Origin of the sequence: Fischerella sp. PCC 9605, assembly GCF_000517105.1 — a bacterium.
Taxonomy (GTDB): domain Bacteria; phylum Cyanobacteriota; class Cyanobacteriia; order Cyanobacteriales; family Nostocaceae; genus PCC9605.
This window is the reverse complement of sequence record NZ_KI912148.1, coordinates 1,281,468-1,305,995: the sequence shown is the minus strand read 5'-3', so window position 1 is coordinate 1,305,995 and position 24,528 is coordinate 1,281,468. Positions and strand designations below refer to the sequence as shown.

Below are 24,528 nucleotides of genomic sequence, written 5' to 3'. Positions count from 1 at the left end.
GATCGGGTATTGGGAATAACCCAGTCCCCTATCCCCTGTCCCCTGTCCCCTGTACCTATTCCCATGCCTTCTTCCTCCTAACTTCTATTTAAAATGGAATTTCTAACAATCCTCATATCTGGCTTGCTGGGTTTAGTTGTCCCTGTCGGACTAGTAATCGATCAGACTGCTGAAAATGCCATCCGTTCACAGTTTGCTGGAGTAGAACAACTACAAGTGCGAGTTGACAATGTTCCTAGCCATCAATTGCTGCAAGGTAAGGTAGAAAAAGTACAAATAGCAGGACGTTCTTTGCAATTAAAACAACAAGATCTCCGCATTGCAGTTTTAGAATTGGAAACCGATGAAATTGAATTTGACCCAAGTAGTATTAGGCAAAAATTACCTAAATTAAAACAACCGTTACAGGCTGGAGTGCGTTTAGTTTTAACTGAGCAAGATATCAACAAACTTTTACAGTCACCGGAATTTATCAATAGTTTGGGAAAGTTTAATCAAGGGGGTTCTTCTAAATCTCAATCTTCGGTTGCTGCTAAGTTAGTCAATCCTAAAGTAGAATTTTTAGCCAATAATCGGTTTTTTTTCCAAGTAGAATTACACAATCAAGGACAGGAAAAACCTCTGTTAGTCCAAGTCAATGCTGGATTGGGTATAGTTGGTGGTAGACAAGTTCAACTAATTGACCCAGTAGTGTCAATAGATGGGGTAGAATTTCCACCTGATTTTATCAATTTTGTACTTAGTGATATAAATCAGCAATTGGATCTACGTAATTTGGAAGGTGACGGATTACAAATGCGAATTCTAAAATTGGAGATGAAACCAGGGAAATTAGAAATTGCGGCATTTTTAAGACTAGAGCCATCTTCTAAATTTTTAGAAACTCGTCGTTCTTAGGTAGCGTCGTTAGACAGACCTGTTCTCGCACAAATATTATTATTATCTCAGGGATAAGGAAGGTTTATTGATATGAGTCAGCAACAAGGATCTAAGCGGGTTTCTTCGGGTGTAATTGCAGCTATCTCAGCAGCAGTTGTGGTGGTAGGAGGTGGGGTGGGTTGGTTAACTTGGAATTCCACCCAGAACTCAGTCCAACCAAACCGTGTTCAGCCGAGTAACCCACAGGTAGGGAATGAACAAATGGCTGAAGTCTATTGGCTGCAAGATACTGGCACAAGTTTTAAGCTGGTTCCCCAATCAGTTCAAGTTCAAGCACAACGTAATCAGCCCAACCAATTTTTAGCAGCAGCATTCCAACGCTTGTTAGAAGGGCCAACAGAAGGAAGTGGTTCCAGCACAATTCCACAAGGAACAAAATTACTAGGTATAGAAGCTCAAGATAATAGTGTGCGTGTTAATTTATCTGGAGAATTTACCAGTGGCGGAGGAAGCGCTTCAATGCAAGGACGTGTAGGCCAGGTTGTCTATACTGCCACGAGTTTAAATCCCAATGCCCAGGTGTATATTAATGTAGATGGGAAACCCTTAGAAGTTTTGGGTGGCGAAGGTTTGGAATTAGAACAGCCACTCACACGTAAAAGCTTTAATGAAAATTTTCAACCTTAGTCATTAGCCATTAGTCATTAGTCATTAGTTGAAGAACAAATGACAAAGGACTAATGACTGTGATTCACGATTTACCATTCAACACACGAAAATTGCGGGCTTGTTGTTCTAATCTACTGGCAAGGCGATCGCAAACTCGGTTACATAATTCAAAAATCATGTCATCTTCCACCCGGTAGTAGGCGCAAGTCCCTTCGCTGCGGCGACTGAGAATTCCCGCTTGCCACATTACTTTTAAGTGCTTGGACACATTTGCTTGAGACGTCTGGGTTGCCTCTACCAATTCTTGCACGCATTTTTCTTCATCCCGCAATAAATGCAACAACCGCAGGCGCATCGGTTCACTCAACAGGCTGAAGTATTCAGCTACTTGTTGCACAACTTCTGGCGGTACAGGCAACGTTTGTTTCATCAGGATTGTCCCGGAAGAACTGAACTGAGAAATTTTAAAAATTTAGACATTAGTTATATAGATTAATACTTAATCTGGATTAATTCGCATCAAAGGTTGACCATATTCTACAGGTTCGCCATTTTGAACGAGAATTTCCATCACCTGCCCTGATACTTCGGCTTCGATTTCATTCATCAGCTTCATGGCTTCAATGATACACACTGTTTGACCACTACGGATGCGATCGCCCACCTCCACAAAAGACGGTTCACTCGGGGCTGGGGCGCGATAAAAGGTTCCCACCATTGGGGAGGTTACTTCTATAAATTTTTTGTGCTCAAGCGGTGAGGGAGTCACGCTTGAGTGTACCCCTGCGGCGATCGGTACTTCCACAGGGCGATCGACAGTGATTTCATGTCTGGGAGTAGATACTACTGGCGGCGCTATTGGTGCAAATGATGTCAACCCTGAATCAACGACCGCACTGGGTGTTCCTCCGGTTGCTGGTAATGTTCCTGGAGTGGTGCTAACAGCTTTACGTACTGTGATTTCAAAATCGTCGCTTTTAAGCGTTACTTCTGTAATGTCTGTTTGTGCAATTGTTGTCAACAACTGGCGAATTTCATTAAAGTCCAACGGCACAGCTTTGATTACCTCATAATTGAGAACGGATATTAGATACACCTATTGGTAAAGTTTCGGCAAAGTTTCGGTAAATTTAAATATTTAAGTGGGGCAGGGATGGAAATCCCCGGTTGGGATGGAAATCAAGATTTCCATCTTTGCTGAGTTAAAACTTACTCCCTGCCAAGATATGTATCATTACGGGTGTCAATGCGGATACGTTCCCCTTGGGTAATAAACAGAGGAACCATTACAACTGCGCCAGTTTCTAGCGTTGCAGGTTTACTACCACCCGTAGCAGTGTCACCTTTGACACCAGGATCTGTTTGCACCACTTCTAAGACAACAGAGTTGGGCAGTTCCACTTCTAGCACTTGGTCGCCCCAGCGAACGACGTTGGCTTCCATACCTTCTTTAAGGTATTTGACGCGATCGCCAATTTGAGCTGCACTTAATCTGCCTTCTTCGTAGGTTTCCATATCCATAAAGACGTATTCCTCACCGTCTTTATAGGTATGTTGCATGGTGCTTTTTTCTAGAGTAGCTTGCGGTACAGTTTCCCCCGCCCGGAATGTTCTTTCTACTGTGTTGCCAGTCTGGACATTTTTCAATTTTGTCCGCACAAACGCTGAGCCTTTTCCCGGCTTCACATGGAGGAATTCCACTACGCGCCACACAGATCCATCTAAAACAATTGAGACACCAGGTCGAAAGTCGTTACTGGAGATCATGAAGCTTTCAAAATTTGGAAGACAATCGGCATTTATTGTACCCCTCAAAAGGAGAAATTAGTCATTTGTCAAGAAAGAAGGCAGGAGACATGATGCAAGGGGCAAAGGGCATCGGGCATGGGGCAAAGGGCAAGGGGCAAAGGAACTGGAGAAGTAAAAAGTAAAAAGGTAAAAGAAAAAATTCTTTCTTTTTACTTTTAGCTTTTAACCCTTCGCTGCGCTCGAGGGCATGCTTTTGACTTATTTTTGCCCGATCCCCAATCCCCAATCCCCCACCCTCCCATCTCCCCACATTCGAGACTTACTATCTTTGATTGCAACTCGGTATCAGTTGGCAGAAAGCAAAGGGAGTAGGAATTTTCTCTTAATTTGTTATGAACAAACTTCATTAGCTTTTTGCTTGATAGTAAGGACTATAAGAAAGACAAAGCCTAATAATAACTGCTCGTACGCATCAAATGACGTAATAAATAGCAACTTAACTGTATCTTTAACTGCTGCGACTGAAAAACACAGCAGCCATGATAATTAAACCTAAAAGTGCCAATGGTACCCAAAGATTAGGAAGATCTTCAAAACTCATAAATAATAAAAAACATTTGTATATTGTGACTGCAAGTATTTTTCTCTGCTTTTTGCAACTATACCATCGATAGCAACTATAGTATTGACAATTTGGCTAATATATGTAAAGAACAAGTTCCAGTAAAATTTGGGAATAGCGTTTTTCCTAGCTTAAGATGGCTAATTATTGCTAGGGCAGTTCAGGGAATAAGCGATCGCACTTTTCAATATTTTTGTCTTCTATACTTTCAATCGCAGTCTTAATAATCGGATGACGGCTTTGGGAATATCACCCGAAGTGCAAAAACTGCTGGATAACCAACGTATTAAACTAGCGGGTGCGGAAGTTCCTGCGAATTTTGGGACAGACGTGCTACTACAAAATTTGGTATCTTTGTGTCTTGTGAAAAAATAATTTTTGAACCACCAAGACACTAAGACACAAAGAAGTTGAGCCATTCATTGCTGTTTTCGCTGCCTTTTGCATCGCCCCTTCTTGAGGATTTTTCCCAGCTTCTGCTAAAGTTTTGACTTGTTCTAATGCCTCAGCTTTATCTTCTTGGCTTAAATTCGTATCAGCTTCTATTTCTGTTTGCAATTGCGTCAATAATTCCTTTTTTGTCAAAATTCTGTCAAACTGGTATCTTTCAGCAGTTCTCGTTCCCCGGCTCAAGCCAGGGAATGCACGACTAGGAGGTTCTACCTCCAGTGAGGATAGTAGAGACAGAGCCTCTAGAATTGGGTTCCCAGCCAGAGACTGGCAACCAGCTACATTAGAACTCGAAACTTCTCACTTCAAACAAGAAATTTCTCACTTCAAACGAGAAAGTTCTTACTCAGAACGAGAAATTTCTAGCTCAAAACAAGAAACTTCTCACGTCAAACAAGAAATTTCTAACTTCAAACGAGAAACTTCTCACTTCAAACAAGAAACTTCTCACTTCAAACGAGAAACTTCTCACTTCAAACAAGAAACTTCTAGCTTTACACTCCAACATCCAAGCTTAAAGCTGATTTTTTGGACAATCGAACATGTTACAAGGTGCCAGGTCAAAGAGATAATGCTTGTAATACAGCAGTGCTGAGAAGATGTCTGAAAAGTTCCTGGTAACAAATCAGGCGGTTGGAGATCCCCCTAAATCCCCCTTAAAAAGGGGGACTTTCAATTAAAATTGTTCCCCCTTTTTAAGGGGGGCTAGGGGGGATCAAAGCAAATATCTGATACTTCTCAGACTTCCTCTAAATGGGAGAAGCCACTATGACATCACAAGAAACAGTGATATGGCTACAAGAACGCACGGCTTTAGGAATTCTGTCACCTGAACCCTTAAGTGCGATCGCCCAAGTTCTCGAAGAAAAAGTTTTCCCAGCAAACCACACTCTCGCTAGTGAAGGCACTCCTCCAGAAGCGCTTTATATTCTCCTGGAAGGTAAGCTCGAAAGTGAGTGCAGCAATAAAAGTAACCCAAGTTTAGCTGTTGGTTTTCTGCCTGGAGCAGTTATTCACTTACAAGAAATACTGTTAGCTGAATTAGCTCAGCGCACAATTACGACTGTGACAGAATGTCGCTTCTGGGTTGTACCTGCTGCAAAATTTCGAGAAGTAATTGACAAGTATCCCGAAATTGCTCAGGTTGTCTCTCGGATGCTGGCTCAAGAATTGGCACAGCTAGCATCCGCTTTGAACTACGAGCAAGAACGCTCTTTGGCATTACGACCATATTTAGTTACCAAAGCAGTACGGGGAATTGTGGGGACAAGTCGCTACGCGGTGCGTCTGCGCGAACAAATTCGGGAAGCTGCTGGCGATCGCAAGTCTGTATTAATTTTTGGCGAACCAGGGTTAGGAAAAGACAATATTGCTGCTCTCATTCATTTTGGTTCTAAACAGCGGCGAGAACCAATCATCAAAATTAACTGCGGTATTCTCCAAACCAGCGGTGCTGAATTGTTTGGGCGTGCTGGCGGCAAACCCGGACTTTTGGAATGGTTGGGGGAAGGTACTCTTGTTCTCAACAACATCCAAGAAATTCCGCCAGAGTTGTTGCCGCAAGTAAAAAAATTACTACAAGACAATACGTATATTCCTGTCACTCGCTCTGGAGAACCACCCGCCGAACCCCGCACCAGTCGCGCTCGCATTATGATAGTTGCGGAAAAAGCTCAGCCACAAATCGAACGCTGTATTGGTAGGATCATCAAAGTACCACCGCTACGGGTGCGGAAAACTGACATTCAAGCCCAGGTCGAATATTACATCAGTCTCTACACTCGCTCTAGAGGTATTGCCAAACCGCGAATAACTCCAGAAGCTTTACGCCGCTTGCAGTCCTATGATTTCCCCGGCAATTTGAAAGAGTTGCAAAATTTGGTGGAACGGGCAATTGTGCAAGCGGGAGAGGCGAAGGAGTTAACAGAAGAAATTTTCTGGTCAGCGGAAACTAAGAAAAAGCGATTTCGGGTGAATCTTTTAAATGCGTATCCCGGTTTGCGGAAGTTTCTGCGTAGTCCGTGGTGGCCCGATCGCATTAATTATGGTTTTACTGTTGCTGGTTTTGCTTTTATTGTGGCGGTGTTATTTATCGGGCCGCAAACACGCGATCGCAATTTTGCTTTAAATATGTTTTGGGCTTGGTGGTGGCCTGTATTTCTTTTCCTGTTCCCCTTTCTCGGTCGGATCTGGTGCGCTGTTTGTCCTTTTATGATTTACGGGGAAATCACGCAAAAGTTATCAACATGGTTGTTTCCCAGAAAACTAAAGCGCTGGCCCCGAGAAGAAGCGGAAAAATGGGGTGGATGGTTTTTGTTTGGGATGTTTACCCTAATTTTCCTGTGGGAAGAACTTTGGCATTTAGAAAATACAGCTTATCTTTCCGCTTGTTTGTTGCTGCTAATTACTGCTGGGGCAATGATTTTTTCTGCCATTTTTGAGCGGCGGTTTTGGTGTCGGTATCTGTGTCCGATTGGTGGAATGAATGGTTTATTTGCCAAACTCTCAATGACAGAACTACGGGCACAACAGGGTATTTGTTCTGCGACTTGCACCACCTATCAGTGCTACAAAGGCGGGCCGCAAAAAGGCGAAGGTATGGAAACTAACGGATGTCCGTTGTATTCTCACCCCGCACAGTTGGAAGACAACAGAGACTGCGTGTTATGCATGACTTGTTTAAAAGCCTGTCCTCACCGTTCTGTTGAGTTTAATTTACGTCCTCCTGGTATAGAACTGTGGACAACTCATGTACCCCACAGTTATGAAGTTGCTTTGTTGTTTTTACTGTTGGGTGGAGTATATTTGCATCGCTTGCCGGAGTTGCAATCTTGGTTGGGATTGCAAATAGATTTAACCCAGTTTGTACCTCATTTGGGATTATCACTGCTAGCTTTGCTGATTCCAGTAGCTATTCCTTTTGTAGGATACGGATTAATAAAGGTTTATTGTTGGTTGAATAATTACATCTGTTCTGCGTCCTCTGCGGTTAAAATCCCAAATCGCATCAAGCCGCGACCTTTTGTAGAGCTTGCCTATGGGTACTTACCTTTGGTACTGGGAGGTAACTTGGCTCATTATCTGCGCTTGGGTTTGGGAGAAGGAGGACGGATTTTACCAGTATTTTTTGCTACCTTTGGTTTGAATGTTGGACAATTACCTGTATTGGTGGCTCATCCAGCTGTGATTGCTTTTTTACAGGGAACAACGTTAATTTTTTCAGTTTTGTTATCGATAGTACTAACGCAAAAAATTGCTCGGCAACCACTAAGTATACTGCTGTGGCAACACCTTGCAGCTATAGGGTTAGGAGCAAGTATGTGGCAGATTATTGTGTCTGGCTAATAGCTAATCGCTGATGGTAAAAAACAATTAATAATTAACAATTAAATCAGATGAAAAACTTTCTCCAACCACCACGCCTACGCATTGGTGAAGACAGCGAAGAACATCGACACGCCACTTGGTTAGAACTGTTTTATGATTTGGTGTTTGTAGTTGCGGTTTCTCAACTCGCCCACAATCTGGAGGAAGACGTTTCGCTATCAGGCTATTTAGGTTTTGTATTTCTGTTTATACCCGTGTGGTGGTCGTGGATTGGTACAACCATGTATGCGAACCGCTTCGATAGCGATGACATCGGACGGCGACTGCTGGTTGCTTTACAAATGCTGACGGCGGCGGCGCTGGCTGTAAACATTCACCACGGCTTGGATGAAAATGCGCCTGGGTTTGCCCTTTCTTATGCTCTTGGTCGGGCTGTGCTGATCGTAGAATATATCCGTGCTGGTATACACATTCCCTCAGCGCGTCCACTGACAACACGTTATGCAACTGGTTTTGCGATCGCTGCCGTATTCTGGCTAATATCAGCATTTGTAAGCGCACCTTGGCGATTTGTTCTTTGGAGTGTGGGAATTATCATTGACCTAGTTACACCCTTCACAGCCACAAAGTTTCAACTCAATCTACTTCCCCACGCTTCCCACTTGCCGGAACGTTTCGGGCTATTTACGATTATTGTCTTGGGTGAAGCAATTATTGCGGTGGTTGATGGTGTCTCTGAACAAAAATGGGATGTTTTCAGCGTTATTGCTGCCGTCTTTGGTCTGGTTATCGCTTTTAGCTTGTGGTGGGTTTATTTTGACAACCTCGGTGGTACACCTATTCAAAAAGCGCGGGCAGAAGGAAAAGTCAGTACTGTCGCCACTTGGCTTTACACCCATTTACCTTTAGTAATCGGTATTGCTGGTGCTGGAGTTGGTGTAGAAGAAGTATTATTGAGCGAGCAAACAGTAGCATTATCAGATGCTGGGCGATGGCTGCTCTGTGGTTCTATAGCTTTATGCTACCTAGCTTTAGGTATTCTCCATCGGCTTGGCGTTATCCGCTATTGCAAAATTCGTTCTAAGTATCGGGTTGGGACGACAGTAGCTGTAATTGCGATCGCTATATTCGGCAAAGATTTGTTACCTGTTGCAGTCATTGGTTTTGTCGCCGTTACCTGCGTTATACAGGTTGTACAAGATTTATATCAGAGTCGTCCCACTACTCGCTTGGTCGATCCAGAAATTTAAGTGTCATTGGTCATTGGTCATTGGTTAGTGGTTAGTGGTTAGTGGTTAGTAGTTAGTAGTTAGTACTTGATTGTTACAACCAATCAATGACAAATGACGAAGGACTAATGACTAATGACTAATGACTTCTATTTATCGTGTTTTCAGCTACAGTTCTACTCTTGAGAATCAGGCAAGAATTTAAATTAGTATTTTTATTTAACCATGCAGCTTTTTCTGCACATCATGCTGCTGATTCATGAAACCTCGAATCATTGTCTGTGGTTTAGGACGCACTGGATATAAAGTCTTTCGTTTGCTGAGACAGCAGGGGGCATTAGTCGTCGGCATTCATTATCAACCAATTCCAGGCGAACGAGCAGGAGATGTAATTGTCGGCGATCTGCACGCAGCCAGTACCCTGAAAGCAGCTGGCATTCAGCAGGCGCACACCCTTGTAATCGCTGGGGGTGACGATGCACTCAATTTGCGAATTATGATGCAAGCGCGGGTGCTCAATCCCCGCATTCGGATTATCAACCGCTTCTTTAACACCAGCTTAGGAGAACGTCTGGATCATGCGGTGTCAGACCATTTGACTATGAGTGTTGCTGGATTGGCAGCACCTGTATTTACGTTTGCAGCATTGGGAAGCCAAGCCATCGGACAAATCAAGCTGTTTCAGCAAACTTGGCCGATTCACGAAGAACATATTGATGAAAATCACCCGTGGTTGGGACGCAAACTGAGTGAATTGTGGAACGACCGGACACGGATGTTGATTTACTATATGCCAGCAGAAGGTGAAGTGGATTTAGTCTCAGCGGTAGTAACAGGACACAAATTAAAAGTAGGCGATCGCTTAATCGTTGGTACTCAGCCGCGCACGCGCTGCATCCGCAGATCGATGATTGCCAAAATCCTCAAAGTTCTTACTAGCCTGCGGCAGTTTAAAAAACATGCTGAAGCAGTAGTAGTAATGTCTGTGGTGCTGCTGGTGATTATTGCGATCGCCACACTCATCTATACTTCTACTGATAAAGCCGTTTCCATCATCGATGCTCTCTATTTTGCCGTCGGTATGCTGACAGGAGCAGGCGGTAATGAAAAAGTTGTAGAACAAGCTCCCATCAGCATTAAATTATTTACCGTATTGATGATGCTGTTAGGGGCTGCGGTAATAGGTCTTTTCTACGCACTACTCAATGATTTTGTCTTAGGCACTCGCTTCAAACAATTTTTGGATGCAACCCGGATTCCCCATCGCCATCATTACATAGTCTGTGGTTTAGGAGGTATTGGTATCAAAATTGCCGAACAACTCCACGCCAGCGGACATGAAGTCATCGTCATTGAGCGTGACACTAACAATAGATTTGTCAACACAGCCCGGGGATTAGGTATTCCCGTAATTCACGGTGACGGTAGCTTTGCCGCAATTCTTAAAGCCAGTAATTTAGAGAATGCTGCTGCACTGATTGCTGTCACCAGCGACGATGCCACAAATATGGAAATAGCTCTCAAAGTCAAAGCTATCACACACAAAGTACCGGTAATAGTCCATTACGCCGATCCGGACTTTGCCCGCATGGCGCAACAAGTGTTTGACTTTGAAGCAGTCCTCAGCCCCGCCGAACTCGCCGCCCCAGCTTTTGCCGCCGCCGCCCTAGGCGGACGCATCCTCGGCAATGGCATCACAGCCGATAGCCTTTGGGTAGCATTTGCAACATTAATTACCCCTTCCCATCCCTTTTGCGGTCAGCGCGTGAAACAAGCAGCTATGGATGCTGACTTTGTACCTTTGTACGTAGAAACGAATAACCAAGAAATTCACGGCTGGGATTTACTGGATATTAACCTTAGCGCTGGTGATATTTTGTACCTAACAATGCCAGCAAATCGCCTGCATCAATTGTGGCGTTATACACCGTCGCAGGTGATGGTGAGTTGAAATTTTTTGATGTCATGCTGAATGGAGCAAAGCGGAACGAAGCATCTATATCTTAGATTTCTAACCAACAATTCAGATTCTTCGCTCCACTGGCGTGACGCTCACAATGACAATTGAGAATTTGTTTGTCATGCTGAATGGAGCGATCGCGAAATGAAGCATCTCAAGCCTAGTTTACAACTTGAGATTCTACTCTGCCTTGAGCCGCTGCGCGTCTACGCTCCACTGGCGTGACGCTCACAATGACAATTGAGAATTGATTTGTCATGCTGAATGGAGCGATCGCGAAATGAAGCATCTCAAGCCTAGTTTACAACTTGAGATTCTACTCTGCCTTGAGCCGCTGCGCGTCTACGCTCCACTGGCGTGACGCTCACAATGACAATTGAGAGCAGCATCATGACAATTTAGGGATTGTTCAGATAAAGTGATGTAGAACTTTCTAAGTATTATTCCTCTTAAGTGAATAAATATTACGTATATATTTTGACCAACTACTCAAAAACTCTTTACACGGGCGTGACTAATGACTTGATTCGTCGTATACACGAGCATAAGCAAAAGCTGATTCCTGGATTCACTCAAAAATACAACATTGATAGACTGGTTTACTACGAAGAGACAGTAGATGTTGCAGAAGCGATCGCCCGTGAAAAGCAAATTAAGGGTTGGTTGCGTGCAAAAAAGATTGCTTTGATTGAATCAATGAATCCAGAATGGAACGATTTGAGTGCAGATTGGTTTGATAAGTCAACATAATCAGATGTAAAATGTCATGCTGTAGACGCAATAGCGACTTTTCATAAATTAGTAGCATTATCATATGTCATGCTGAGCGGAACGTCAGTAAAGCGAAGCATCTTGTCTCCCTGTCAAGTTTTGAGATCCTTCATTACGCTACCTTACGGAAGCCACTGTCGCGTCTATGCTCCATTCAGCATGACATCTTAGAACTTGAAACTTCAAGCTTGGAACTCGGAATGTCAAGCTTAGAACTCGAAACTTTTAGTTTAAACCTTGAAACTTCTCGTTCAAACCTCGAACATTCTAGTTTTAAACTTGAAACTTCTCGTTCAAACCTCGAACATTCTAGTTTTAAACTTGAAACTTCTCGTTCAAACCTTGGAAGCTTTAGTTTGAACCTCGGAAGTTCTCGTTTGAAACTAGAAACTTCAAACTCAAAACTCCAACATTTGAGTTTAAAGCTTTATCGTTGAGGTTCAGAACTTGAATTTTACTGTTCTGAACCTAAGCGATCGTCTTAATTCACTTCCATCCACGTAATACACTTGTGCATCTGCTTTTTCATAGTTCCCGCATCTGCATGATACCTTCGCCCGTGACCTGGAAGCACCCACTCAAAAGTGTAATTAGCCAACTTACGCATTGACTTAATTAGTTCTGACCAAGAGTAAAAACAATAATTACGGAAGGCAATTAGCTGCTGAATTTCATCACTCCAAGCCAAATGATCGCCAGCAAACAGAAACTTGTTTTTGTACAGCAGCACAGTATGTCCTTTACTGTGGCCGGGAACTGGAATCATCAACAAATCGGGAGCTAACTGAATTGGTTCCGAACCAGCTAACTGAATTTCGACATCACGAGTATCCGCAGTGATGTCATCCCTGTGGAGGATGCGCTGACACCCAAAATGTTCAGCATACTTTTGGTGATCCGCCACATCATCCATATGAGTCAGGAACATATAACGTATTCCCCCCATTTCTTCCAAACGCTTCACCAACGGTGGTGTAAAGCGGGGAGAATCTACTAAAACATTACCTTCTGATAGCTCAATAAAATAGCTAGCACCACCAAAGGATTTTTCCGAGTGATAGCCACAATGGTAAACATTTTTCTCTAGGGGAATAGGAAAACTTAGTTGAACTGCTGTGATATCCTCTGGCTTTTCAACAGTACCAATAGAACTGGTAGGGCAAGATAAAAGTGCTTGCAATGCTTTTAATCTTTCCACCTCATTTTTTGGTTGATGATAAACTGCCGACATTTCTTCTGCTTCAATAAACACTTCCGGAGCCATCCAACGGCAGGTATCGCAGTCAATACAAGTAGTGTCGACATAAAAATCACCGCTGATATTTTGGGGACGACGCAGATTTAAATGAGCCATATTAAACCTTTTTTAGCCAGCAAATTTCTGGAAGAGCGATGAACCCTGTATAACTACGCTAGCAAATGCATGGTGTAAAGCTCTATCAATACTTAGTGTCTTTGTGCCTTGGTGGTTAAATAAAGTCTCGAACCACCAAGACACCAAGACACTAAGTGTATGCAGTTCCTGTTTCATCTATGAAAACTGCGATCGCATTTTAGCTTGCGTCAAGGCTGGCTGCTGTAAAATTTAGTAGTTAGAAAAAGCATAAGCTGTGAACATCACATCACAGTTCCAGCCCATGACCCTATCAAGATAGGCACACTTAACGCCATAGTGAAAGATGTAGCTAGCCACGCTGGTTTAAGCCGTAATGAATTACTGGAGGTTCTCTTTGGATAATCGCTAGCAGGCGACTTCTTTTTTAAGATTTAGGTTGATCTATAGTTTTCATCTAACCGTTTAAACTAAATATCAAGAATTACCATCGCCATCCAACCATCATTGGTTTTTTGTAATTGAAACTGATGTAAAGTCACAGCTTTCACATCTACTAACTGTTGATGACGTTGAGGGTCAAGTTTTTCTCCTTGGAGGATAGCAGTAAGGTGGTGTTTACCATCTTTATCTTCAAAATTAATTTGCTGCGTCCGTAACAAAAGTTGTTCGCTATCTTTGTAATAAATAAGTTCTTGAATAAAGTTGAACAGCAATAGGTCTAATTCTTCATTTTCCAAACTGATATTTCGCGTCTGTCGTGGTTCTATCGATTCCAAATTTTCAATCATAATGCTGATTGTCGCATCACCTGCCGCTTTAAAAATCTCCGGCAAATCTTTTCCCCAAGCGCGAAAGGCAATATCAGCAGTAGCAACATCTTCAAGAAGTTCGTAGGACATAATAACACTTCATCTTGTGTCCAAATTCTTTGTGTAATTCATTACTGTGTGGAGGATGGCTCTATTTATATGGTAAATGAGTAGTTTATCGCTCACACAATTTTAATCTATCAATAATTTCTGCTTTTTTTAAACTCAAATTTTTGCCAATAAAAACTAGTTCTGTGGCCTCCTGTGTAAACGACTCTAATTCCCAACGCCCAGCTACAAAGTTAAATAAATACACGCTTTCAGGAAAGCGGATAAATCCTTTCGCTCTATAAACATCCGGTTCCAAACTATCAGCAAATTCCTCAAAACATTGGCGATTAAAAGTAGCAGGCGAACTGTAACTAAATGATTCAAACTCTGGCTGATGAACGTGGTGTGGTGGTGCTTGTACTCTTTCTCTACCGATACCAAATAGCAAGTCGGGATCTACCTGACCTCGTATGGTATGCAAAATCGAAGCAATTTCGTTAATCGAATGTAATTTTTTTTCTATAGCTTGCAACTCACTTTTAGAAACTAAATCAACCTTATTCAAGAGGATAGTGTCTGCTGCTTCAATTTGGATGCGGGTAGTATGACCAACAGAAGGATATTTAATCATTGCATCGGCATCAATAACTGTAATCACTCCATCCAGCCGCACTCTCTGCAAACTTTCTTGAATATCAAAAACCAAAGCATCGGGTTCTGCAACTCCGGTTGTTTCCACCACGATGTAATCTGGATCAACGTTATCGATAATTTCATTTACGGCTGCTTCAAATTCACCCAGCAGCGAACAGCAAACACAACCACCACCTAGATCCGCCATCTGCACATTTTTGCCTTGAATGATTTTGGCATCAATGGCAATTTCGCCAAATTCGTTCATCAAAATCGCGATTTTTTTTGGGAAAGTTTCGAGAATGTGACGTAGCAGTGTTGTTTTGCCGCTTCCTAACGGCCCAGTAATTACTGTTAATGGTGTACGTACTGCCATAAAAATTCACAATCCAAAATCTAAAATCTAAAATCCAAAATCGTATTACCCCTTGATATTCCCAATCGGAGTCAACCGTGCTACCCGCTTGCTAATCCCGGCTAATTCCGCTGCTTCGATGACATCATCAATATCTTTGTAAGCTCCACCGGCTTCCTCTGCTAATCCTGAGTAGGAGGTACTGCGGACATAAATGCCCCGACTTTCCATTTCTTTTTTGAGTTTGTCACCGCGATAGATTTTTCGTGCTTTCGCCCGACTCATCGTGCGTCCGCTACCGTGAGCAGTGCTGAAGAAAGTTTGCTCACCACTGGGTACACCCACCAAGATATAAGAGCCTGTTTCCATACTGCCGCCAATAATCACTGGCTGACCAATGTTTTTATACCTTTCAGGCACATCTCTCATCCCAGGAGCAAAAGCACGAGTTGCGCCTTTGCGGTGAACAAGTAGCGATCGCTCTTTACCATCTACAACATGCCGCTCTAATTTAGCGGTATTATGGGCGACATCATATACCATGTGCATACCCAAATTTTGGGGCGATCGCCCAAGAATTTCTGAAAACACTTCTCGAATCCGGTGCAAAATCACTTGACGATTAGCAAACGACATATTGATGCCGCATTTCATCGCCGCAAAATAAGCTTGGCCTTCAGGAGAGTGGAAAGGCGCACAGGCTAATTCTCGATCCAAAATTTTGATCCCGTACTTACTTTCCATCACCTTCAAGAAGATTTGCAGATAGTCGGTTGCTACCTGATGACCAAATCCCCGACTTCCGCAGTGAAACATCACCACCACTTGATTGGGAATAGTAATTCCCAAACTCTGGGCTAATTCCTGGTCAAAAATATTCTCTGGTCGAGCAACTTGAATTTCTAAATAGTGATTGCCAGATCCCAAAGTACCGATTTGGTTGAAACCTCTATCAATCGCCTTTTCACTAATTTTGGCAGAATCAGCACCTTTAATGCAGCCGTTTTCTTCTATCAGTTCTAAATCTTCTTCCCAACCGTAATCATTACGGATGCACCATTGTGCGCCTTCTTCCACTACTTTGCGAAACTCATTCCGTGAAAGCTTCACAAAACCAGTGCTTCCTACCCCAGCAGGAACTCTTTCGTAAAGCCTATCTACCAACTTTTTTACATAAGGTTTAACTTCATCGTAGGTGAGGTTTGTCACCACTAAGCGCATACCGCAATTGATATCGAAACCGATACCGCCAGGAGAAATCACACCCCCTTGTTCTACATCCATCGCCGCCACGCCACCAATCGGAAAACCATAACCAAAGTGCCCATCGGGCATACACAAAGCGTACTTGGTTATGCCTGGAAGTGTAGCTACATTAGTGACTTGGTCATAAACTGCGTCGTCCAATTCCTGAATTAACTTTTCTGTTCCATAAATGCGGGCAGGGACGCGCATTCCCTGTTTGTAGGAAACCGGTATTTCCCAGATAGTGTCAGAAATTCTGTTTAAAACTTCTATCATTGCCATATCAAATACTCCCGCACTTTGTTCAGTGTCTGCTGTCAGCAAAAAGTTATTGCCACAAAATCCCATCGGTTCGTGGCGGGAGTCTCAAAATTTGCTGATAAACTATTGCATGTATAGATTTGAGCATAAAGTTTCTGCTTAGCTGAAACCTCTGTCTAAAGAAATGCCTCAGATGAACTCAGCCTGTTAGTTATGCTGATGCTTGTCACCAAAATAATGAAAATGACATGCACAACAGCCAATACGAACAACAATACAAACAAGAAGTAATAAATTTTTTTAACAGCAGAACAAGCTACGACAATGATTACACCATTCGTCGCGCTCTCCCTTTACTAGATCTAGTTCAGCTACAAAAAGGACAAAAAGTTTTGGATTTAGCAACTGGCACAGGTATCATTGCCATTGCTGCTACACAAATTGTTGGCTCAGAAGGGAAAGTAATTGGAGTAGATTTTTCATCAGGAATGCTTGAGCAAGCGCGACGAAAGATTGAAGAATTAGGTTTGCAAAATATTGAATTAATTGAAGCAGATGCAGAGTATATAAATTTCAATGATGAAAGTTTTGATGTAATTCTTTGTTCTACAGCAATAGTTTATTTTACAGACATTCCTGATGCTCTACGCAAATGGTATCGTTTTCTCAAAAAAGGTGGTGTTATTGGATTTTCGTGTTGCTCTCAAGAATCTTGCGAGGCACCACTGATCGTGGAAGTTTGTGCAAATCATGGTATTTCACTGACAAACATTAACGAACCAACAGGTACTCCTGAAAAGTGCCATAATTTGCTACGAGAGATTGGTTTTCAAGATATTAAAGTAAACACTCAGCAATTTGGATTTTACCGCAGTCTTGAGCAAGCCAGAGAATGGAATGGAGGATGGTTTCATCCTAGAGAAAATCCCTTATTACAGGTTTCAGCAGAGCAAAGGTCAGAATTAAAAGCAGAGTATTGTAAACGAATAGAAGCGATGGCAACTGAGCAAGGTGTTTGGTATGAAAATATGACTATTTTTGTAACTGGTCGCAAGTGAATAAACAGCGTCGCTTTAAATCCTTTGTGTTCCAATACTACTCGGATAAGACCAAAAACCTTGTGTAGAGACGCGAAATTTCGCGTCTCTACTGTATTTACAGCATGAAAAAACCAGGTTCTTCAGAAAAAACCCGGTTTTTTCGAGCCAGCTAACTTCAGCTGAAAAAGTGTAACTGACTAACCACAAAACTAATTACATGATGAGTAAAAGGTAGGCTATCAACCACCATACCCAAACACAACAGCATCATGTAAGAAATTGAATAGAGAAACACCCCTCTTGCTAGATTGCGATCCTCTGGGTTTTGCATTAGCTGCCAAGCTTTGTAAATAAATACTCCCCCCAGATACAGGGCGATCGCACAATAAACAAATCCTGTTTGCTGCAACGGATAAACCAGTATCAGCGTTGCTGCTACCGTAATCAGCGTATACCACCAAATCTGCCGCACTGTAGCCGGATTTCCTGCTACCACTGGTAACATTGGGACACCAACTTTTGCGTAATCATCCCGGATCATCAAGGCCAGCGCCCAGAAATGGGGTGGTGTCCACAGGAAGACTATTGCAAATAACAACCATGCTGTCCAGCTAAGCGTACCCGTGACAGCTGCCCAGCCAACCAGTGTGGGAATTGCCCCTGCTGCTCCCCCAATAACAATATTTTGGGTGCTGTGACGCTTTAGCCAGTGAGTATAAACTAGTACGTAAAATACAATACCAGACATTGCCAGTAGAGCGGCTGGCAAGTTGGCAAACACAGACAGCAGGGTAAAAGAAGCAACAGCCAGAGCGATCGCGAAAATCAGAGCATCACGCAATTGAATCCTACCCGAAGGGATGGGACGGTGGCGGGTACGTTCCATCTCATAATCAATATCTCGGTCATAGATACAGTTAACTGTCTGGGCACTAGCAGCGGCCAAAGTGCCACCAACGAGAGTTACTAGCAATAGCATTGGGTCTACTTGTCCCTTTGCTGCTATCCACATACTCCCAGCTGTAGTGATTAAGAGTAATGGAATAATCCTGGGTTTAGTTAGCTGGTAGTAGCTTTGGAGAATTTGCAGAATTGATTCATGCTGCTTAGAGACATTAGTCTCAATCATCTTGGCACTATTTCCTTATTGTTCAACAAATTTTAGGCTGCCGCTGCTTTATCTAGCTCTTTTGAGCCTAAATAAATACAGATTTGTCGCCTGTAAAAGTGATAGTACTTGCCAAACTTAATTAGGCAGAAACTGTCACAGTTACCCGTGTACGGGAAGCCTTTACGCATCTACGCCTCATGACACTAGGCCGTTTGTCTAGCATCAAACTTGAGTCCCAGAAAACGCAACCGATTCGTTTATAGCTGCGACTTCTATTCACTCAAGATTGCTAGTAGATGCGATCCCCGGTTTTTAATCTCTTTTAATCCCCTGATTTCCTAGCCTGCCTCGTGGGCTTTGTTGGTGTAGCAGCAGATGACCGTCGCTAGAGCAAAGAGGGGGTAAAATTAGGTCTTAACTCCTGATGCTTGTTTGCCAACAGCAGTGACTGTATCAGCATCAGAGTAAGCATTAATACCAATATTCATTGCCCGATCGCGCAGCGAGAGAACAGTGAAAACGACTAAAGTACCTAGCAAAGCCGCTCCTATAGCTTGGTGAGAGACTGTCAGCGGCTCGACTTGGAGATGCAACCGGAAAGTAGCAAATCCCAAGAGAATTTGTAAACTCAACAATCCACCAGCCATATTAGCCAGTCTTCGCAAAGCTGGATGCAGCGCTGGTGTCCGCCAAGCTAGAAATACAACAGCCAATGTTGCTACCGTTGGCGGGATCAAGCCAAAGATGTGACTGTACATCACATTACACAGTTGATAACCCGCAAAGCATTGGTGTAATGCCCAACGAGATCCAACTAAAGCACCGAGAAGACTCTGCACGTAGACAAAAATAGCAGCTGTCAAACCCACCCAAGGCAATTTACCAACTGTTCCAGTACCTTGGTAAGGGGTGATTGCAGAGCCAATCGCTAGTAGAGTCGAGAAAAACAACAGAGCTGTTCCCAAGTGAGCGGTAACAATATCAAACCGTAACAGTTCGGTAACAGTGAGTCCGCCTAACACACCTTGAAAGACAATCAAAAACAGGGCAAATGTAGATGCCCAAGGTAGCCAGTTTGGTAGAGAGCGACGATTCCACCAAGACATTCCCACGAGAGCGATCGCGCTGACTCCGATCAATGCGGCATCCAACCTGTGAAACCACTCCAGGAAAACCTGGAAATTCATTTGTTTAGTTGGCACCAGTTCTCCATAGCACAAAGGCCAGTCTGGGCAAGCCAATCCTGCATTCATCACGCGGGTGGCACTGCCTATCGCCATCAAAATTAAGGTGGCTATGCACATTCTCCACACTAGGCGACGAATTCGATCCTTTGGTTTTTGCTGTTCAACTGCCGTTAAATTTTGTTGTTCTAGGACAAATTCGCTCATGAAAGATACCTTTTGCCTGCTCTTCGTGAGCTATGAAATTTCCAACGTTTGTTAGTACCGAACGGACACGCTGATGGCAGTCGCTACAACGGAGGAAACCTCCAAAGGCGCGCTGCCTCCCCAACGGGGTGAACCCCCGCACGCAAGTGTCCTCCCCATATCCACCCTAGCGTAATAAATTTTAGGTGAGATATCGGCTCTCATTTATACTTTGAATCACCTTCACGAAATTGAGCCTGAAGCTTTAGAGATTTTTCAGATTTTTAGGGGTCTTATGACTGACATTTTCTGTAATGTCTAGTTTTTCCCTAAATTATTGATCTGTTGGCAGCACATTAACAGCAGCTTATCTTTCCTTAAAGCTATCACAAGGAGAGTGCTAATCAGCAGCGCATTCTTTATATAGTTTGTCTACACAGAACTTTCATAAAGCTGCTATTGAGTATTCCGTGGATAAAATTTAGTTCCTGATTTGCTTGTAAGCCTTTCCACATCTAACTTTTAACTTACAAATTTTGTGGATGAAGTTGTTGCTATGAGAATTTTTAAACAGAAATTAGATGACCAAAGCATAAAATCATCAAAATCCCTTGACCAGTAGAAGTTAAGGTTTTTACTAGGCAATTGTGACTATTATCATTTCCAGAAATTACCCATCTTGTCACGGCTTTGTCACTTTTTTGTCATCTTTATGCCACTATTTTGATACGGCTTTGTCACTAGTTTTAATTTAAATTCATAGAATATTCACAAACAAATAGGTAATAAATTGACTAATTAAATCAACCATCAATGCATTCATAATAAATGTATTAAATGGAGAATGAATTAGTCAAATGATATCTTGCACGCTTATGTAATATCCAGGAGGCAGAGCCTCCAAATCCTCGTTACTAGATTGAACCTGGTAACTAGATATTAAAGCCTCTGGCTCTCCCACTCGAATTGTGCAAGGTGTAAATCAATGCTGATTTGAAGCGCTTTGTTTGTGCCTTCTATCCTGTACTCACTTTATTACTTGTCAAAACAAAGACTCGCAAGGAAATGGAAAACAAAGTAGGAAATCTAATGATGATGAATAGCAACTTTGAGTTAGGAGCAGCCCAAGTAAATTCAATGACTTACGAAGTAATTGTTGAAGTAGGAGGTGAGATATTTGTGATGGAAAGGAGCGTGTGTTTAAATAAACAAAATCAGGTCAAGATTGCCTACAAATCCGAAATTTTAAAATCATAATTCATCAAGAATAGTTTTTGTGGTTGTTGGCAGTTGATTAGCAGCACAAACAGCAATCAATAACCTTTCGCGGCCAGTTGCACTCTGCGGGCGTCTACATGGGGGAACGGCGACAGCGCTTAAAGTTCGGACACACCGAAGAATCCCGAAGCGAGTATGCGCCTCCTCTATGTGCGAACGCTATGCGGTAAGACAGCACTGGCTCACCAACAACCTAAATGCAATAACTCACAAATCATGTTCGAATCTGGGACTGCTTTACCAATCCACATCAGTCTTATCTGTATCTTCAATCATTAGTGAGCACCCAAAATAAATCATGAGTTCTCAAATTCCCTGGTTAACAACCATAATCCTCTTCCCTTTGGTGGCTGCTTTAGCCATTCCCCTGATTCCAGATAAAGAAGGCAAAACAGTCCGCTGGTATGGTCTGGGAGTAGCACTAACAGACTTCGCCTTAATGATTTGTGCCTTTTGGTATCACTACGATTTTCAAAGTTCTGCATTCCAACTGGTAGAAAAATATGCTTGGATTCCGCAGTTGGGCTTGAACTGGTCAGTAGCAGTCGATGGTTTGTCAATGCCACTGGTACTGCTAACAGGCTTAATTAATACCCTCGCAATCTTCGCAGCTTGGAAAGTGACCAACAAGCCGCGTTTGTTTTATGGTTTGATGCTGGCGTTGTACAGCGCCCAGATCGGCGTGTTTGTCGCCCAGGATTTACTCTTGTTCTTCTTAATGTGGGAACTCGAATTGGTGCCTGTGTACCTGTTGATTTCCATCTGGGGAGGACAAAAGTGCCGCTATGCAGCTACTAAGTTCATTCTCTACACTGCCCTTGCTTCAATATTTATCCTGGTAGGGGCTTTTGCAATGGCATTTTCCGGAGACACCATCAGCTTCGATATGGCGACTCTGGGAATGAGGGAATATTCCCAAGGCTTGGAAGTTCTCGTTTATGCCGGTTTCTTAATTGCCTTTGGTGTGAAGCTGCCAATTTTCCCTCTCCACACTTGGTTGCCCGATGCTCACGGTGAAGCTCCCGCAGCCGGTTCGATGATTTTAGCTGGTGTATTGTTGAAAATGGGTGGCTATGCGCTCATCCGCATCAACATGGAGATGCTGCCCAACGCTCACGTTTATTTTGCCCCAGTCTTGGTGATTTTGGGTATAGTCAACATTATTTACGGTGCTTGTTGTGCCTTCGCTCAGACTAATCTCAAACGGTGCTTGGCTTATTCTTCGATTGCCCACATGGGATTTGTGCTGATTGGTATCGCTTCCTATACAGAATTGGGGATGAGCGGTGCCGTGCTACAGATGTTTTCCCACGGTTTGATTGCCGCTGCCTTATTCTTCCTCTCTGGTGTAACCTATGAGCGCACCCACACCTTGATGATGGATGAAATGGGTGGTATGGGTAAGGTAATGCCCAAATCCTTTGCTCTGTTTACCGCTGGTGCAATGGCTTCTCTGGCATTACCAGGAACAAGTGGCTTTGTGGGTGAGTTGATGGTATTCCTGGGTATTGCCACCAGTGATGTTTACAGTTCCAGTTTCAAAGTTGTAGTTGTGCTACTCTCTGCTGTGGGTGTGATTTTGACACCGATTTATCTACTGTCGATGCTGGGTCAAGTATTCTACGGCAAACAGAGTACACAGCTACATCTGGATGCATTTGTACCCGATGTTAAACCCCGCGAACTGTTTATCACCGCTTCTCTATTGCTTCCCATCATCGGTATCGGCTTGTATCCCAAATTGGTGACACAAACTTATGATGTCAAGACTGTAGAAGTTGCCGCTCATGCTCGCCAGTATCAATCAGTTGTAGCCCAACAGCAGCCTTCAAGTCTGTACTCCCGTATTTTTCCAGCCCCAACTCTGGCTAGTTCTGATATTAAAGAGTCAGTAGTTTTTGCTGAGTAAATATCTGTCCTGCAAAAGGTGGTACAACAAATAACTGTAGGAAAATAATGTAGGAGCGATCGCCCGATTGCTCCTATACTTGCTGGCATAATTAGAGAATAAGCTACTCTGTGCTATACAGAATTTTGACTATGGCAACCAAAAAGATAAAATTATGCCATGTCTTTTTGCGTAGTCGCTAAAGTGGGAGTTGCAGACTACCTGAAGATTAGACCGTCAAACAAAAAAAAACATAAAAATTTTACGCTGTTACTCTCCATGTCTTTTAGGGTGGACTACCGTAGTAAGTGAGCAGTTCTGTCCAACGTAGTAAAGTCATTAACCCTAATTAACCGTGAAAATTCCAAGTTCAATCTGGACACTACTCATTGGCATCCTGCTGACACTGGTCAGCCTTTGGTACGGTCAAAATCATGGCCTCTTGCCAACAGCAGCCTCCGATGAAGCTTTATTGGTGGACGGTCTATTCAACACAATGATGATCGCATCCACAGGTATATTTTTGATTGTCGAAGGCGGTTTGATCTACTCCGCCATTAAATATCGTCGGCGTGCAGGTGACGATCAAGACGGTCCGCCTGTTCATGGAAACGTACCGCTAGAAATCCTCTGGACAGCGATTCCGGCTATTATCGTCCTCGGTATTTCTGTATACAGTTTCGATGTTTACAACTCAATAGGCGGTTTTAGTCCCCATGCCGTACACGAAGCCCCCATTGCCTCACAAGCAATGAAAATGCCAGGGGCAGCTATAGCGGCAACTTTAACTGATACACCTCCCAGCACTGAACCGAACCTCAATCAGGAAAAGTCTGATGAGGCAATGCAAGACCCAGCCACAGCCGCAGTCCGCAATGTCGATCAAATTCCCCAAAAGCAAAATGCTCCTGGTGTCGGGAGTGTTGCTCCCACGATTGGTCCTGTTCCTGGAAAAGAAGGTCAACCACCTGCACTTGTAGTTAACGTTACAGGTTTGCAGTATGCTTGGCTTTTCACCTATCCTGAAACAGGTATAACCACTGGTGAACTGCATGTCCCCATCGGGCGTGAAGTGCAAATTAATATGACAGCGAACGATGTCATCCATGCTTTTTGGGTGCCCGAGTTTCGCCTCAAGCAAGATGCAATCCCTGGTCGGCAAAGCGAGATTCGCTTTACGCCCAACAAAGAAGGTAGTTATGCGCTGATCTGTGCGGAACTGTGTGGTCCTTACCACGGTGCGATGAGATCGCAAGTTGTGGTAGAGAAACCAGAAGTATTTGAGGCGTGGATGCAAGAACAGCAGGTTGCAAGTAATGACACCCTTAATCAAGCAGTTGCTGTCAACCCTGCGGAACTATCCCCAGCTGAATTTCTTGCCCCATACACCCATGACATAGGAATTCAGTCAGAAACGCTACATCAACTTCACAACAAATAGTCAACAGTCCAGAGTCAAGAGTCAAAAGTAATGACCTATTGACCATTGACTAAT

General features: G+C 43.2%; 20 protein-coding genes. 10 read left to right on the top strand and 10 right to left on the bottom strand.

Going from position 1 to position 24,528, the window contains the following annotated elements:
- Positions 1-93 precede the first annotated feature (93 nt).
- Positions 94-897 carry an LmeA family phospholipid-binding protein gene (locus tag FIS9605_RS0108040; protein WP_026732127.1) on the top strand — a complete coding sequence of 268 codons (804 nt, stop codon included), beginning with the start codon at positions 94-96 and terminating at the stop codon, positions 895-897.
- 72 nt (positions 898-969) lie between these two features.
- Positions 970-1,566 carry a GerMN domain-containing protein gene (locus FIS9605_RS0108035; RefSeq protein ID WP_026732126.1) on the top strand — a complete coding sequence of 199 codons (597 nt, stop codon included), beginning with the start codon at positions 970-972 and terminating at the stop codon, positions 1,564-1,566.
- 64 nt (positions 1,567-1,630) lie between these two features.
- Here the strand turns inward: FIS9605_RS0108035 and FIS9605_RS0108030 are convergent, their stop codons facing one another.
- The 4 genes from FIS9605_RS0108030 to FIS9605_RS43925 form a co-directional block, all read right to left on the bottom strand.
- Entirely contained in the window at positions 1,631-1,978 is a 348-nt protein-coding gene (locus FIS9605_RS0108030; protein ID WP_026732125.1) for an ArsR/SmtB family transcription factor, read from the bottom strand.
- Positions 1,979-2,047: 69 nt separating this feature from the next.
- Positions 2,048-2,602, bottom strand: coding sequence for an acetyl-CoA carboxylase biotin carboxyl carrier protein (gene accB, locus FIS9605_RS0108025; protein ID WP_026732124.1), 555 nt, complete (start codon positions 2,600-2,602; stop codon positions 2,048-2,050).
- A 155-nt stretch (positions 2,603-2,757) separates the two neighbouring features.
- Positions 2,758-3,315 (bottom strand): elongation factor P, encoded by a 558-nt coding sequence (gene efp, locus FIS9605_RS0108020; RefSeq protein ID WP_026732123.1) that lies wholly within the window; start codon positions 3,313-3,315, stop codon positions 2,758-2,760.
- Positions 3,316-4,255: 940 nt separating this feature from the next.
- Complete coding sequence (locus FIS9605_RS43925; protein ID WP_197036057.1) at positions 4,256-4,504, bottom strand: hypothetical protein; 249 nt, start codon at positions 4,502-4,504, stop codon at positions 4,256-4,258.
- A 633-nt stretch (positions 4,505-5,137) separates the two neighbouring features.
- On the opposite strand from FIS9605_RS43925, the gene FIS9605_RS0108000 reads away from it, so the two are divergent.
- The 4 genes from FIS9605_RS0108000 to FIS9605_RS0107985 all read left to right on the top strand — a co-directional run bounded on the left by FIS9605_RS0108000 (position 5,138) and on the right by FIS9605_RS0107985 (position 11,635).
- Positions 5,138-7,714 carry a sigma 54-interacting transcriptional regulator gene (locus tag FIS9605_RS0108000; RefSeq protein WP_026732120.1) on the top strand — a complete coding sequence of 859 codons (2,577 nt, stop codon included), beginning with the start codon at positions 5,138-5,140 and terminating at the stop codon, positions 7,712-7,714.
- Positions 7,715-7,764: 50 nt separating this feature from the next.
- Positions 7,765-8,946, top strand: a complete 1,182-nt coding sequence (locus FIS9605_RS0107995; protein WP_026732119.1) for a low temperature requirement protein A — start codon at positions 7,765-7,767, stop codon at positions 8,944-8,946.
- 238 nt (positions 8,947-9,184) lie between these two features.
- Positions 9,185-10,876 carry a potassium channel family protein gene (locus tag FIS9605_RS0107990; RefSeq protein WP_026732118.1) on the top strand — a complete coding sequence of 564 codons (1,692 nt, stop codon included), beginning with the start codon at positions 9,185-9,187 and terminating at the stop codon, positions 10,874-10,876.
- 462 nt (positions 10,877-11,338) lie between these two features.
- Positions 11,339-11,635 (top strand): GIY-YIG nuclease family protein, encoded by a 297-nt coding sequence (locus tag FIS9605_RS0107985; RefSeq protein ID WP_035139461.1) that lies wholly within the window; start codon positions 11,339-11,341, stop codon positions 11,633-11,635.
- 502 nt (positions 11,636-12,137) lie between these two features.
- Here the strand turns inward: FIS9605_RS0107985 and FIS9605_RS0107975 are convergent.
- The 4 genes from FIS9605_RS0107975 to FIS9605_RS0107960 all read right to left on the bottom strand — a co-directional run bounded on the left by FIS9605_RS0107975 (position 12,138) and on the right by FIS9605_RS0107960 (position 16,367).
- Positions 12,138-13,010, bottom strand: coding sequence for an MBL fold metallo-hydrolase (locus tag FIS9605_RS0107975; protein WP_026732115.1), 873 nt, complete (start codon positions 13,008-13,010; stop codon positions 12,138-12,140).
- Positions 13,011-13,459: 449 nt separating this feature from the next.
- On the bottom strand, positions 13,460-13,891 hold the full coding sequence (locus FIS9605_RS0107970; protein WP_026732114.1) for an archease: 432 nt from the start codon (positions 13,889-13,891) through the stop codon (positions 13,460-13,462).
- An 85-nt stretch (positions 13,892-13,976) separates the two neighbouring features.
- Positions 13,977-14,861 carry a CobW family GTP-binding protein gene (locus FIS9605_RS0107965; protein ID WP_026732113.1) on the bottom strand — a complete coding sequence of 295 codons (885 nt, stop codon included), beginning with the start codon at positions 14,859-14,861 and terminating at the stop codon, positions 13,977-13,979.
- Between the two features lie 45 nt (positions 14,862-14,906).
- Complete coding sequence (locus FIS9605_RS0107960) at positions 14,907-16,367, bottom strand: RtcB family protein (RefSeq protein ID WP_026732112.1); 1,461 nt, start codon at positions 16,365-16,367, stop codon at positions 14,907-14,909.
- 227 nt (positions 16,368-16,594) lie between these two features.
- Here FIS9605_RS0107960 and FIS9605_RS0107955 point away from each other — a divergent pair, with 227 nt between their 5' ends.
- Positions 16,595-17,404, top strand: a complete 810-nt coding sequence (locus FIS9605_RS0107955; RefSeq protein ID WP_026732111.1) for a class I SAM-dependent methyltransferase — start codon at positions 16,595-16,597, stop codon at positions 17,402-17,404.
- A gap of 157 nt (positions 17,405-17,561) precedes the next feature.
- Here FIS9605_RS0107955 and FIS9605_RS0107950 read toward each other — a convergent pair whose 3' ends face one another.
- Together FIS9605_RS0107950 and FIS9605_RS0107945 are read right to left on the bottom strand one after the other, a co-directional pair.
- Positions 17,562-18,515 carry a heme o synthase gene (locus tag FIS9605_RS0107950; protein ID WP_026732110.1) on the bottom strand — a complete coding sequence of 318 codons (954 nt, stop codon included), beginning with the start codon at positions 18,513-18,515 and terminating at the stop codon, positions 17,562-17,564.
- Positions 18,516-18,904: 389 nt separating this feature from the next.
- A complete protein-coding gene (locus FIS9605_RS0107945) occupies positions 18,905-19,888 on the bottom strand; it encodes a COX15/CtaA family protein (protein ID WP_026732109.1) in 984 nt (327 codons plus the stop codon).
- A 1,068-nt stretch (positions 19,889-20,956) separates the two neighbouring features.
- Between FIS9605_RS0107945 and FIS9605_RS42495 the strand changes: the two genes are divergently transcribed.
- The 3 genes from FIS9605_RS42495 (at position 20,957) to FIS9605_RS0107930 (ending at position 24,474) form a co-directional block, all read left to right on the top strand.
- Positions 20,957-21,124, top strand: coding sequence for a hypothetical protein (locus tag FIS9605_RS42495; protein ID WP_155960379.1), 168 nt, complete (start codon positions 20,957-20,959; stop codon positions 21,122-21,124).
- 319 nt (positions 21,125-21,443) lie between these two features.
- Positions 21,444-23,054 carry an NAD(P)H-quinone oxidoreductase subunit 4 gene (locus tag FIS9605_RS0107935; protein ID WP_026732108.1) on the top strand — a complete coding sequence of 537 codons (1,611 nt, stop codon included), beginning with the start codon at positions 21,444-21,446 and terminating at the stop codon, positions 23,052-23,054.
- A gap of 334 nt (positions 23,055-23,388) precedes the next feature.
- Positions 23,389-24,474, top strand: a complete 1,086-nt coding sequence (locus FIS9605_RS0107930) for a cytochrome c oxidase subunit II (protein ID WP_026732107.1) — start codon at positions 23,389-23,391, stop codon at positions 24,472-24,474.
- Positions 24,475-24,528: the final 54 nt, after the last annotated feature.